The sequence below is a fragment of the Halomonas sp. hl-4 genome, assembly GCF_900215475.1.
GTDB lineage: Bacteria > Pseudomonadota > Gammaproteobacteria > Pseudomonadales > Halomonadaceae > Vreelandella.
Window position 1 is genome coordinate 2788400 of record NZ_LT907845.1, and the last position, 12990, is coordinate 2801389.

Consider the following 12990-nt stretch of genomic DNA (forward strand, 5'->3'; position numbering starts at 1 on the left):
GGTGAGTGGCTCAGGTAATACGTCAAGTAATGAATAACATGACTGTCCGGCTGAGTTGGGGGCTGGTACTGGTAACATTGACAGCGATGGTGTTGTTGGCCTGCGGGATTGGCCTCTACGCCCTGCACCATGGTGCCGACATCGTCCAAAGCAACGATGCAGCCTCGCAGCAGCAGGCATTTAATGCATTTGCCGCACAGATCCGCTGGGTCTTATTGGGTGTTGTGATGGTGACCATCGCAACGGTGATCATCGTGGTATGGGGGGTGGCGACCAATGTGCTGCGCCCATTAGATAACTTAGTGGGTTATTTCGAGCGTATGGCCAAGGGAGACCTCAGCCAGCAAATTACCGCGCCGGGTAATAACGAAATTGGCCGCCTTTACGTTGCCATGGCGCACATGCAGTCGTCGCTATCGCACACGGTGGGCGTGGTGCGCACTAGCGGTACCTCAATCTTTGAGCGCTCGCAGCAGATTGCCAGTGGCAACAATGATCTGTCATCGCGTACCGAGCAACAGGCGTCCTCATTAGAGGAAACCGCTTCAAGCATGGAGCAGCTCGCCTCAACGGTAGGCCACAATGCCGATAACGCTCGACAAGCCAGCCAACTGGCGGGAGATGCTACCCATACCGCGCGGCGCTCCGGCGATGAGGTAGGCGAGATCGTTGATACCATGCGTGAGATCAGCGCCAGTTCGCATCAGGTCGCCGATATCATTACCCTGATCGACAATATCGCCTTCCAGACCAATATTCTGGCGCTCAACGCGTCGGTGGAAGCAGCACGCGCTGGTGAGCATGGCAAAGGCTTCGCTGTGGTCGCCCAAGAAGTGCGTAGTCTTGCCAGTCGAAGTGCCAGTGCGGCAAAGGATATTCGGACCCTGATCGACACCTCGCTGAACAAGGTCGATGTCGGTACCGAGCGCGTCAACCAGGCCGGTCAGACGATGCAAGACCTGGTTGCCGCCGTGCAGCGGGTCAGTGACATCATGGATGAAATCGCCGCAGCCTCCGAAGAGCAAAGTAACGGCATTGGGCAGGTTAACCAAGCCGTGGCGCAAATGGATCAAGTGGTTCAGCAAAACGCTGAGTTAGTTCAACAAGCGGCGAGCAGTGCAAATGAGCTAGAAAGTGAAGCCGGGCGACTGCGTGAAGCCGTGGAGCGCTTTCGCGTCGCTGACTCGCTAACGGCGCCAACCACCACCCCCCGCCAGGCCACCCCGTTAGCCACTCCGCCATCCCGTTCTGCTGTGCCAGCTACCGCCGAAACAGCAACTGAATGGGAAGCGTTTTAAACGTTAACGCTGTGATGCAAAAGTGCTCAAGTAAGCGGGTTTCAGGCCGATAAGTTAATAGCTGGGGTAGAGAACATCTCCGCAAAAAAGCGCGTCGTTAAATCAAGGCGGCGTGCCTTTCGTGCCAGCAATCGGTTGTTTCTCAGACTCACCGTGTCGTGCAACCACCCCCGTGGCTAAGCAGCAAGCGGGTTAGGCTTTGTAGAGGAGTGGGAAATATTTTGACCGAGCAACGTGAAAGAGTCGACATCGGCCAGTGGGCGTCAGGCAGCCAAATTGAGCGCGACCTGGAGCTGACGGATGCTGACTTTACCCGTGTCCGCGAGCTGATTTATCAGCGTGCCGGCATTGTGCTGGCCGAACACAAGCGCGAAATGGTCTACAGCCGTTTGGCGAAGCGGCTACGCCATCACGGCATGACTCGGTTTAGCGACTACCTCGCCCGCCTTGATCGTCAGCCTGATGCTAAAGAGTGGGAGGCGTTTACTAATGCGCTAACGACGAACCTTACGGCGTTTTTTCGTGAGTCCCACCACTTTCCGTTATTAGCTGAGCATATAAAGCATAAGCAAGAACCTGTCTCGGTGTGGTGCTCCGCCGCGTCGACCGGTGAAGAACCTTACTCGATTGCGATGACGCTGCTCGAAACGCTCGGCGGGCGTGCATCTCAGTCCAGCGTTATAGCGACGGATATTGACACCGATGCGTTGGATAAAGCGCGCAAAGGGATCTACCCCCAGGAGCAGGTGCGCAAGCTAGACGAAGTACGTGTGAAGCGTTTTTTTCAGAAAGGCGCTGGTAATCACACTGGCTTAGCCCGTGTAAGGCCCGAAGTGACGTCGCTGGTCGAGTTTATGCCCATGAACCTGCTAGCTCCCCAGTGGCCGGTTAAAGGCCCCTTTGACGTGATTTTTTGCCGAAATATCATGATTTATTTTGATAAAGAGACTCAGGCGAAAATCCTCAAACGCTTCGCTCCCCTGCTCAAGCCCGACGGACTGCTGTTTGCCGGTCATTCGGAGAATTTTTCCTACATCAGCGATGCATTCAAGCTGCGTGGGCAAACGGTTTATACCCTGGCAAACAGATAAATCATCAACGTGCCTTGGCGCGGCAGACGGCTTGACGGATAAGGAGGCGTGCTTTGAGTGCAGCCAAAATAAAAGTGTTATGTGTAGACGATTCAGCGCTAATCCGCGATTTATTGACGGAAATTATTAACTCTCAGCCCGATATGGAAGTGGTCGCGGTAGCGCCCGATCCAATCGCCGCACGTGACCTGATAAAACAGCATAACCCGGATGTACTGACGCTTGATGTGGAAATGCCGCGCATGGACGGGCTGGATTTCCTCGAGCGTTTAATGCGCCTGCGCCCAATGCCGGTACTGATGGTCTCCTCGCTGACCCAAAGTGGCTCAGAAATTACCCTGCGGGCCCTGGAGCTTGGGGCGTTGGATTTTGTCGCCAAGCCCAGCCTGGGCATCCGCAGCGGGATGATGGACTACGCCAATGAGATTGCTGAAAAGCTTCGGGCTGCTGCGCGTTCGCGGCCACGCCAGGCGCGGCATAAAAATACGCCGCCCCCCGTCCAGCTAAAAGCCCCCATGGTCTCGAGTGAAAAGCTGATTATTATTGGCGCCTCGACCGGTGGCACCGAGGCGATCCGTGCCGTGCTTGAGCCGCTGCCGGCTAATGCACCGGCCATTTTGATTACTCAGCATATGCCAGGAGGTTTCACCCGTTCGTTTGCCGAGCGGCTTGACCGGCTGTGCCGCATCACCGTCAAAGAAGCTGCCGATGGCGAACGGGTGCTGCCTGGCCATGCCTACATTGCGCCGGGAGATCAGCACCTTAAACTGGCGCGTAGTGGGGCCAACTATGTCGCCCGGTTAGACGATGGGCCTCCGGTCAATCGCCATCGCCCCTCGGTGGACGTGCTATTTCACTCCGCCGCCGAACAAGCCGGTAAAAACGCCATTGGCGTGATTCTCACCGGGATGGGTAAAGACGGTGCAGCCGGGCTGCTTGAGATGCGTCAGGCTGGGGCCGCAACCATCGCCCAAAATGAAGAAAGTTGCGTGGTCTTTGGTATGCCACGCGAGGCGATTGCTATGGGGGGAGCCGCCGATGTCACTGCGTTGGGCGAAATCCCTGCGCGGTTAATGTCGCTGATTGACTCGTCGGGACGAGCACAGCGCGTATAACGACAACAACGTGTCAGCTTTGGGCTGTAAGGGAATGGTATGAATCGAATGTTTCGCAACCTGAGTATTAATGTTGCCGTGATTGCAGTGTTAATTGTGTTTCTACTGGCCGTTGGGGCCAACATGCTGATCTTCGCGCTTTCCGACAAGGCGACTCAGCGCATGGTAGAGACGATTGACCAGATTAATGTGCAGCAGCTTAACGAAATTAACCGTGCCGATGCGCTTTGGAGTGGCGCGCTGGTCGACCTGGAAATCGCCTCCAATGAATTTATGCTGGGGCGTAGCCGTCAAGCGACGGCGCGTTTTGAATCTGCCCAAGACCAGCTAGGTCGTGCAGAAGACCGCTTTAATCGCTTTGCGTCGGTACCGCGTAGCGACGGTGGTGAAGCGTTAGGGCAAGAGGTTGAAGCATCCTTTGAAGCTGTTTTTGCGCTAACCCATCAGCAGGTAGAAGCGCTTGACCAAATGGATACCACGGGATTCAACAGAATTCGCGAGGAAATGGTCGCCCCTGGTAAAGAGCAAGATGCCGCCCTCACGGAGTTCGTTCAGTACGCTGGTCAGCGTGGCGTCCAAGCGCAGCAAGAGCTTGATGACACTAATAATTTTTACACTATGCTCGAATGGGTAGTGCTCGCGGTCATTCTATTTTTAGCGGTATTGATTTATTTAGGCCTGCGCAAAATCGTCATTAGGCCACTTAACCAAGCGGTCATTCAGCTCAACACCATTGCCGACGCGGATCTCACCACGCCGATTCCGACCGGCGGTAAAAACGAAGTGGGTCAGCTGTACACCGCCATGAAGCGCATGCAGAACAGCCTCAATGATATCGTGACGCGAGTACGCGAAGGCAGCCGTGAGATTCACCACGGCACGCGGGAAATCGCTAGCGGTAACGCCGACCTGTCATCGCGCACCGAGCAGCAGGCCGCCTCAATTGAAGAGACTGCCTCAAGCATGGAGGAAATGACCGCGACGGTGAAACAAAATGCCGATAACGCGCGCCAAGCCAGCACGCTCGCCGTGGATGCGTCATCCACGGCAGAGCGCGGCGGAGACGTGGTGCAGCAGGTAGTGGAAACGATGCACGGCATTTCCAGCAGTTCGCAAAAAGTGTCGGATATTACTACCGTGATCGACTCGATCGCTTTCCAAACCAATATCTTGGCACTTAATGCGTCTGTTGAAGCGGCTCGTGCGGGTGAGCAAGGCCGTGGTTTTGCGGTTGTGGCCGGGGAAGTACGCAACTTGGCGAGCCGCAGTGCCGATGCTGCCAAAGAAATTAAAAGCTTGATTGATGACTCGGTCACCCAGATTCAACAAGGCTCTTCACTGGTCGAGCAGGCCGGGACAACGATGTCGGACGTTGTCACCGCTGTGCGCCGTGTCACCGATATTATGGATGAAATTTCTGCGGCCTCTCAGGAACAGAGCGACGGCATTGAGCAAGTCAGCCAAGCGGTCGGCCAGATGGATCAGGTTACCCAGCAGAATGCCTCGTTGGTGCAGCAGGCCACTGCCGCGGCGTCTTCGTTGGAAGAGCAGGCCAACCGGCTTGAAGAAGCGGTTGCAGTATTTAAGCTGGTAGGGTTGCAAGTGGCCCATCAGCAGACCAGTGCGCCTAACTCAGCCCCTAAAGCAGTGGCCGCAACGGCCACAAAAACATCATCTACTACGCCCACTCGTACGGTGTCTTCGCCTAGCGAACACGACGATTGGGAAGAGTTTTAACCAGCCCCGACTGATGAGAGGATGACCCATGGCAGATAAGAACATGAGCTTTTTGGTGGTGGATGACTTCCCCACGATGCGCCGGATTGTGCGCAGCTTGTTGAAAGAACTTGGTTTTACCAATGTTGACGAAGCAGAAGACGGGCAAGACGCGCTCAATAAGCTACGCGCTGGCAACTTCGAGTTTGTGGTCTCCGATTGGAACATGCCCAACCTGGACGGCCTGGAGATGCTCAAGGAAATCCGTCAAGATGACGCTCTCAAAGAGTTACCGGTACTAATGGTGACGGCGGAAGCCAAGAAAGAAAACATCATCGCGGCGGCCCAGGCGGGGGCTAACGGGTACGTTGTGAAGCCGTTTACCGCCGCTACCCTGGAAGAAAAACTCAATAAAATTTTTGAGAAAATGGGTAAGTAACGCGGCAAGGCCTGCGGGCCGGGATTACGAGGAGAGAACACCATGAGCCAAAATGAGCCGTCCAGTTCGACCCAGCTGTCCGATGAGGCCGCCGAAGACCTTATTCATCGCGTCGGCAAGCTGACCCGCATGTTGAGGGAAAATATGCGCGAGCTGGGGCTGGATAAGGAAATCGAGAAAGCAGCAGAAGCCATTCCAGACGCGCGAGACCGTCTGCACTATGTGGCTACCATGACCGAGCAAGCGGCTGACCGCTCGCTGAATGCGATTGATCGTGCGCAACCGCTGCAAGACCAACTCAGTGATCAAGCAGAATCGCTGGATAAGCGCTGGGCAGAGTGGTTCGAAGCGCCCCAAGAATTGGATGATGCCAAGGCACTCGTCAAAGAGACCCGTGGCTACTTGGGGAGCGTGCCGGGTATAACGGCAGCGACCAACAAAGAGTTGATGGAAATCATGATGGCACAAGATTTCCAAGACCTAACCGGCCAGGTCATCAAAAAGATGATGGACGTCATCCGCGAGATCGAACATCAGCTGGTTCAGGTGCTAATTGACAACGTTCCGGGTGCCCAGGCACGAGAAACGATGCAACGCAAGGCCGAAGATCAGTGGAAAAACGAGAATGCACGGCGTAACGAAGACCTTTTGAATGGGCCTCAAGTGAAGGACAATGCACCTGATATCGTGACCGGGCAAGATCAGGTCGACGATCTCTTGGACGAATTGGGCTTCTAACGCACTGTGTGAACGTTTGCTCGGGCTATACGAAGTTTCGCTCAGCCGTCCTTAGGGGCGGCTTTTCGTGTTTAGCCGCGATAAATTACCTGGCCGGATGACCTTATGGCAGAAAACGACAGCGACCAGGAAAAGACCGAAGAGGCCACGCCCAGACGAAAGGAAAAGGCGCGCGAAGAAGGTCAGGTGGCCCGGTCGCGGGAGTTGACTACTTTTCTCGTACTACTGGGCGGGGTGATCGGTCTATGGACTATGGGGCGGATGCTTTACAACCAGCTTGGCATGGTGATGGAGCAGGCGTTTTTGTTTGAGCGTCGTCAAGCCATGGAAAGTATGCCAATGCTGACTAATGCGCTAGACCTTGGTCAACGTACGCTGTTTGCAATGATGCCGTTGTTTTTACTGCTGACGATAATTGCTTTGGTGTCGCCGACGTTGCTAGGCGGTTTTCTGATTTCAGGAAAATCGCTGCAGCCCAAATTTTCAAAGTTAAATCCGATCGCTGGGCTGAAGCGTATGTTTGCCATGCAGGCACTTATTGAACTGTCCAAAGCGATTGCCAAATCACTTCTCGTCGGCGGGGTTGGGGCAGCGTTTTTATATCTGAATATGGGCAAGTTCATGTCGCTCATGGACCAGCCTATTCAGCAGGCGTTGGCCAGCGCGTTGACCATGTCGGCCCAAGCAGCGGGGTTAATGGTCTTGGCCCTGATTGTGGTGATTTTAATCGACGTGCCTTTCCAGCTTTGGAGCAATGCCAAAAAGCTGCGTATGAGCCAGGAAGAGGTTAAGCGCGAGCACAAGGACTCAGAAGGCGACCCGCAGGTTAAGGGACGTATTCGTCAGCAGCAGCAGGCGATGGCGCGGGGTCGGATGATGAGTAAAGTGCCCGAAGCCGATGTTATCATCACCAACCCGACCCACTATGCTGTTGCGCTGTCGTATCAAGAGGGTCAGATGGGCGCGCCAAGGTTAGTGGCCAAAGGTACCGATGCGGTGGCTGCGCGCATCCGTGAAATTGCCAATGAGGCCGGAGTGCCACGATTAGAAGCAGCACCATTGGCACGGGCGCTGTATCATCACGTCGACCTTGACGCCGAAATTCCGGCGAATCTATACACCGCCGTGGCTGAGGTCATGGCCTGGGCATATCGTTTGAAAACTATAGCGCAACAAGGAGGCGAGGTGCCCCCTACCCCCGATAACCTGCCGGTGCCCCCGGAAATGGAAACCCCCGGGCGTGGTACCGGTGGCAATGAGGCACAAACATGAAAGGCTTTAGCCAACTGATCAGCCAGCGAAACTGGATGAGCGACATGAAGGTACAGTTGCTCGCGGGACCGCTGCTGATCTTAATGATTTTGGGCATGATGATCGTGCCCCTGCCACCGTTTGCGCTGGATTTGCTGTTTACCTTCAATATTGCCCTGGCCATTATGGTGCTGATGGTCAGCATGTTTGCGCAAAAGCCCCTCGACTTTGCTGCCTTTCCCGCCGTGCTGCTGTTTACCACGCTGTTACGGCTCTCGCTGAACGTAGCGTCCACCCGCGTGGTGTTGATGGAAGGGCACCAAGGCGGTGCATCCGCAGGTAAAGTCATCGAGGCGTTCGGGGCGTTTCTGGTAGGCGGTAATTTTGCGGTGGGCCTGGTGGTCTTTTTGATTCTGGTGATCATCAACTTTATGGTCATCACCAAAGGTGCCGGCCGGATTGCTGAGGTCGGCGCGCGCTTCACACTGGATGCCATGCCCGGCAAGCAGATGGCGATTGATGCCGACTTAAATGCTGGGCTGATCGGCGAGGAAGACGCCAAAAAGCGGCGTGCTGAAATCGCCCAGGAAGCCGATTTTTACGGGTCAATGGATGGCGCCAGCAAGTTCGTGCGCGGCGACGCCGTGGCGGGTCTGGTGATCATGGTGGTCAACATCATTGGCGGCCTGATGATTGGCATGCTGCAACACGATATGAGCTTCGCCGACGCTGGCCGCACCTATATGCTGCTGGCGATTGGCGATGGCTTGGTCGCGCAAATACCGGCGTTGGTGATTTCTACTGCCGCCGGTGTGACGGTATCACGGGTAAATACTGACCAGGATGTCGGCCAGCAGATGATCAGTCAGCTGTTCGTCAACCCCCAGGTAATGATCCTGGCGGCGCTGGTCATGGGCCTGTTAGGTATCGTGCCGGGCATGCCCAATATGGTCTTCTTGCTGTTTACCCTGATGCTTGCTGGGCTGGCTTGGTTCATCATGCGTCGACAAGAGCAGGCACTGGTGAAGGAGGAAATTTCCGCCGCGCCGCCACCTACTCAGGAATCGCCAGAGGCCAGTTGGGAAGATGTTCAACTGGTCGATACGCTTGGGCTGGAAGTGGGGCATCGCCTGATTCCGCTGGTCGATTCACGCCAGAAAGGCGAGCTGTTGGCTCGGATTAAAAGCGTACGTAAGAAATTTGCTCAGGAAGTCGGCTTTTTGCCGCCGGTTGTACATATTCGCGATAACCTCGAGCTGTCACCTAACGCTTACGTGCTATCGATGAAAGGCGCCGAAATTGGTCGTGCCGATGCCTATCCAGGCAAGTGGCTGGCCATTAACCCAGGCCAAGTATCAGGCGAGTTGCAAGGTACGCCGACTCACGACCCGGCCTTTGGTTTGCCTGCGGTATGGATTGATACCGGCCAGCGGGAGCATGCTCAGGTGTACGGCTATACGGTTGTCGACGCCAGCACGGTGATTGCTACGCATCTTAACCACTTATTGCACCGTCATTCGCCAGAGATGTTGGGGCGTCAGGAAGTACAAAAACTGCTGGATAAGCTGGGCGGTGAACAGAAAGCGCTGGTCGAAGAAGTAGTGCCCAAAGCGATTTCGCTGACCGTGCTGCAGCGTATCCTGCAGAACCTGTTGGACGAAGACGTCTCAATTCGCGATATGCGGACCATCCTCGATACGCTGGCGGAGTTCGCAGGCCAGCAGCAGGATGCTAATGAACTAACGGCGCTGGTCCGGGTGGCCCTGGGCCGCTCGATCACCCAGCAATGGTTTGCCGGTCAGGATACCTTGAACGTGATGGGCTTGGATGCACAGCTAGAGCAAGTGCTGGTGCAGGCCATGAACGGCAACGGGGCCATGGAGCCAGGGCTTGCCGAAACGTTGATGACCCAGGCCCAGCAGGCGTTGGAGCGCCACGAAAGCAGCGGCGAGCCGCCGGTACTGGTGGTTCAGCATTCCCTGCGCGCGGTGCTATCGCGGTTTTTGCGCCGTCGCTTGCGCCATATGGCGGTCCTATCACAAGCTGAAATACCTGACGATCGCACCCTGCGGGTGACCACTGTGGTAGGGGGGCGCTAATGCCCGCGCTGCTATTTTTCCTCACGGCTCAGGGGTAATACATGAGTGTTAGACGTTTCGTGGGCGCTAATAGTCGCGATGTAATGCGCCAAGTGCGAGAAGCACTGGGTGACGACGCGCTGATTGTCGCTAACCGCCGCACTGAAGGCGGCGTCGAAATTCTCGCCATGGCGGATGAAGCCGTTGATCATTTCGAACCCTCACCGCCACCGCCTAGCGAGCCGACAGCCACGCCCAAGGACCCGCTCGAAGCGATGAGCGAGCGCTTACTACGCGAGATGCAGGATATGCGCTCGCTGCTCGCCTCCCAGCAAACCGACCACCGCGCGTCGCCCGCCTCAACCGCCAGCGGGGCCGAGCGCTGGCGCCAGCTACTTTGTGGCGTAGGATTTAGTACCGAGTTAGCTGACGACCTTTTGGTAGATTTGCCTACCAGCTTGGCGACGCCAACCGCCGATAGCGAGCAGGGGTTGGCATGGCTTCGCGAGCGACTCATGGCGCGCCTAACCGTTCTCCAGGATGAGCCTGAATTCTTTGATCAAACAGGCATTGTGGCGCTGGTGGGTCCCACCGGGGTGGGTAAGACGACCACCACCGCCAAGCTGGCGGCCCGATTTGTGATGCGCCACGGTACTCGCCCGGTCGCCTTGGTAACCACCGACAGCTTCCGTATCGGCGCCCATGAGCAACTGCGCATCTACGCGCGCTTGCTTGATATCCCCATGTACGCGCTGGATGCGGAACAACCCATCGACGACCTGTTGGGTCGCCTGCAGGGAAAGCAGTGGGTGATTATCGATACCGTGGGAATGAGCCAGCGCGACCAGCGGGTGATCGAACAGATCGCCCACCTGCAGGGCGGTCGTTCCAACGTCAGGTTGGTGCTACTGCTTAATGCCGCCAGTCAGCCGGAAACCCTCGAAGAGGTGGTGCTGCGCTATCGTCAAGCCGCCCGAGCGGCGGGTGCTGAGCTGGATGATTGCATCATCACCAAGCAGGATGAAGCGGGGCGGTTGGCGCCCATCCTGGATATTGTCATGCGCCATGGCATGCGTGTGCTGTTTGGCTCCTATGGCCAGCAGGTACCCGAAGATATGGCGGTGGCTGATCCTGCTGCACTAGTCGACCAGGCGTTGAACACAGCCGCCGCGCAGGTAGGCAGCGCTCCCATGACTACCTCGCCGATTAGCATGCCGCGCTGGTCGCGGGATGTGCTGGGCCAGGGCCGCCGTCTGTCGTCACTGTTTGCCCAGTTGCGCGAGCGGCTGGCGGGCTTTGACCGGCTGGAAGGCGTCTGGGACATCGCCAACTTGCCCAGCGTGTTGCAGGATCAGCGACTGGACGAGCTTCTGGAGGGGTACCCGCCGCCCCAGCGCATGCTGGGCATGACGTGGTCGCCACGCCGCAATGAACGTGGCTGTGATTGGGCAATGCCCGATATAGGGCTCGATGCAGATGGCGCCTGGATGGCGCTGCCCTGGCTACAGCACCGTCAGCCAGCCGGTTGGCAGCCGCGCATGGCAAACTTTAGTGAGCGCGATGGTGTCGCGGTCCATTTATTACCTGCCTTACCCGACAGCGAGGCATTGTCCTGGCTGGAGCGCCAATACTTGACCTGGGTCAGCTTGGCCCCGCCAGCCCTCAGGGTACACTTGCACGGCGAACGCTATGCGCTACGCCAATTGTTTGTGGAAAGCACGCTCAACCACCGCGTTAACGTGCGTTTCCGTGGCCAGCCGATGGCCCTGTGGACGGCCTATGCCGAAGTCAGCGATCAAGACGGACGGGAGTTGCTGGCGTGGTACGGCGAAGTGCGCGATCCGGAAAGTGCTAAGGTAGTCACGCGGCGTTATTGGCTTACACCTGCGCGGTTGGGCAATGAGGTGCTGAGCCTGTTGGTGACCCAACTGCAAAGCGAAGGGCTTTCAGCAATGACCCGTCGTGCCTGGCAACAGTTAAAAGATGCCGACAGTGGTGAGGTAAGCCCAGAGGTGCGATTGCTGATGGCCAGTGGTATCGCCGCCGTGGCGGGGCATCTCGACTGCGCTGACGATGAGGCCGCCAGTGCATTGCATAGTGACGTGTTGAACTTGTTGGGCAGCCGTCGGCGGCGGCGCGATACAGCGCTGCTCGATGCTCTGGTGTATGCCTTTATGGCCCGTGATGCGATCCGCCAGCTGGGTGGCGTTCACCGTGAGGGCTTGGTATGAGCGCTCATGACCAAGCCGCCGGGCTACGCAAGTGGGCCGACCTGCAGCGTCAGCAGCGGGGCGATGAAGCGCCCCCTGAGGCAACGGAATCGCCCCGGCCGATGGCCTACCGGTCGCCTGTTGTACCCAGCGCAGCGGCCATGATGCCGCCCGTCGGGCCACCTGTACCGAAAACGCCGTTAATGGTGATTGGGTTGCCCAACGCTGGGCCGGTTCAAGTACGTAAGGTTAGCGCGCGGCTAGGCCAGTGGGCTGCATTGGGACGCGCCTGGGCCAAGGACCCAGCCGACTGGGATATTCGTATTGTGATGCCGGATGCGCCCGAACTGGCACGACTTAGCCAGGATCATCGTCGCTGGGCACTATGGATACACAGCGATGCCGATGCGTTTGGGCGCATGTACCATGTATTGAAACAGCTAAGCCAGCATAACGGCCCGCAGCGTCTACTGGCGTTGCACGAGCCTAATTTGCCCAGGCAAGGTCTGTTGGAAAACCTACAGCAGGCGGCCAAGAACTATTTAGGCATCGAGCTGCTATTGTTGGCCCGCTGAGCGCGGCGAACGCCTGTAAAGCGCCTAATAAACGGGGCTAATTCGCTCATGAAAAGGAACCAAGCATGCTAGGCTATTGGCGTTATGTAATTAGCATTTTGGTACTAGCAGTGGGGACTGGCTCGTTAGCTCAGGCGGCGTCCAGCAGTTGGGTCACGCAAGTGCCGGGGCTTACGGTGGCCATGAGCGACCGCGCCAGCCGCAGTGATACGGCGCGTCCCCCAGCGGGTGTCGCCGCACCGACGGCGGTCATTGAGCGCGTCCAATGGCAATACCAGCATCCCCCCGGGGCAGCGCTTCAGTCCTGGCTATGTCATCCTGAGCGTTGTGTTCCTTTATCAGGGATGCGTGGGGAGACCCGTGCTTTATCAGGGCTAGGTGCGACAACGCCGCTGCATTTTCAGTTTGCGCTACGGCCAGGGCAGCGGCCCGTCAGCATTAAAGGGTTGCAGATGATTATAAATTATCAGTGAGTCAAG

11 protein-coding genes are annotated in these 12990 nt (G+C 57.0%); all 11 read left to right on the top strand.

Annotated features, from left to right (window positions below; all coding sequences use genetic code 11):
* Positions 1-29 precede the first annotated feature (29 nt).
* The 11 genes from CPH17_RS13210 (at position 30) to CPH17_RS13260 (ending at position 12984) form a co-directional block, all read left to right on the top strand.
* Complete coding sequence (locus tag CPH17_RS13210; protein ID WP_074397939.1) at positions 30-1298, top strand: methyl-accepting chemotaxis protein; 1269 nt, start codon at positions 30-32, stop codon at positions 1296-1298.
* 221 nt (positions 1299-1519) lie between these two features.
* Positions 1520-2389, top strand: coding sequence for a CheR family methyltransferase (locus tag CPH17_RS13215; protein ID WP_074397938.1), 870 nt, complete (start codon positions 1520-1522; stop codon positions 2387-2389).
* A 53-nt stretch (positions 2390-2442) separates the two neighbouring features.
* A complete protein-coding gene (locus CPH17_RS13220) occupies positions 2443-3504 on the top strand; it encodes a protein-glutamate methylesterase/protein-glutamine glutaminase (protein WP_074397936.1) in 1062 nt (353 codons plus the stop codon).
* 39 nt (positions 3505-3543) lie between these two features.
* Positions 3544-5241, top strand: a complete 1698-nt coding sequence (locus tag CPH17_RS13225) for a methyl-accepting chemotaxis protein (protein WP_096299836.1) — start codon at positions 3544-3546, stop codon at positions 5239-5241.
* A 28-nt stretch (positions 5242-5269) separates the two neighbouring features.
* Positions 5270-5659 carry a chemotaxis response regulator CheY gene (gene cheY, locus CPH17_RS13230; RefSeq protein WP_074397932.1) on the top strand — a complete coding sequence of 130 codons (390 nt, stop codon included), beginning with the start codon at positions 5270-5272 and terminating at the stop codon, positions 5657-5659.
* 42 nt (positions 5660-5701) lie between these two features.
* On the top strand, positions 5702-6397 hold the full coding sequence (cheZ, locus tag CPH17_RS13235) for a protein phosphatase CheZ (RefSeq protein WP_074397930.1): 696 nt from the start codon (positions 5702-5704) through the stop codon (positions 6395-6397).
* 105 nt (positions 6398-6502) lie between these two features.
* Complete coding sequence (gene flhB / locus CPH17_RS13240) at positions 6503-7669, top strand: flagellar biosynthesis protein FlhB (RefSeq protein ID WP_074397929.1); 1167 nt, start codon at positions 6503-6505, stop codon at positions 7667-7669.
* The gene (gene flhA, locus CPH17_RS13245; protein ID WP_074397927.1) at positions 7666-9747 is read left to right on the top strand and encodes a flagellar biosynthesis protein FlhA; all 2082 of its coding nucleotides are present in this window, start codon (positions 7666-7668) and stop codon (positions 9745-9747) included. Before flhB ends, flhA begins: the two co-directional genes overlap by 4 nt.
* A gap of 41 nt (positions 9748-9788) precedes the next feature.
* Positions 9789-11957, top strand: coding sequence for a flagellar biosynthesis protein FlhF (gene flhF, locus CPH17_RS13250; RefSeq protein ID WP_074397926.1), 2169 nt, complete (start codon positions 9789-9791; stop codon positions 11955-11957).
* Positions 11954-12511 carry a hypothetical protein gene (locus CPH17_RS13255; RefSeq protein WP_074397924.1) on the top strand — a complete coding sequence of 186 codons (558 nt, stop codon included), beginning with the start codon at positions 11954-11956 and terminating at the stop codon, positions 12509-12511. Before flhF ends, CPH17_RS13255 begins: the two co-directional genes overlap by 4 nt.
* Positions 12512-12576: 65 nt before the next feature.
* Entirely contained in the window at positions 12577-12984 is a 408-nt protein-coding gene (locus CPH17_RS13260) for a flagellar protein FlhE (protein ID WP_074397923.1), read from the top strand.
* Positions 12985-12990: the final 6 nt, after the last annotated feature.

Bases quoted from the DNA above. Each gene is read 5' to 3' on its own strand.
- CPH17_RS13225 (WP_096299836.1), top strand. From the start codon at position 3,544: ATGAATCGAATGTTTCGCAACCTGAGTATTAATGTTGCCGTGATTGCA.
- flhF (WP_074397926.1), top strand. From the start codon at position 9,789: ATGAGTGTTAGACGTTTCGTGGGCGCTAATAGTCGCGATGTAATGCGC.
- cheY (WP_074397932.1), top strand. From the start codon at position 5,270: ATGGCAGATAAGAACATGAGCTTTTTGGTGGTGGATGACTTCCCCACG.
- flhA (WP_074397927.1), top strand. From the start codon at position 7,666: ATGAAAGGCTTTAGCCAACTGATCAGCCAGCGAAACTGGATGAGCGAC.
- CPH17_RS13255 (WP_074397924.1), top strand. From the start codon at position 11,954: ATGAGCGCTCATGACCAAGCCGCCGGGCTACGCAAGTGGGCCGACCTG.
- flhB (WP_074397929.1), top strand. From the start codon at position 6,503: ATGGCAGAAAACGACAGCGACCAGGAAAAGACCGAAGAGGCCACGCCC.
- cheZ (WP_074397930.1), top strand. From the start codon at position 5,702: ATGAGCCAAAATGAGCCGTCCAGTTCGACCCAGCTGTCCGATGAGGCC.
- CPH17_RS13210 (WP_074397939.1), top strand. From the start codon at position 30: ATGAATAACATGACTGTCCGGCTGAGTTGGGGGCTGGTACTGGTAACA.
- CPH17_RS13260 (WP_074397923.1), top strand. From the start codon at position 12,577: ATGCTAGGCTATTGGCGTTATGTAATTAGCATTTTGGTACTAGCAGTG.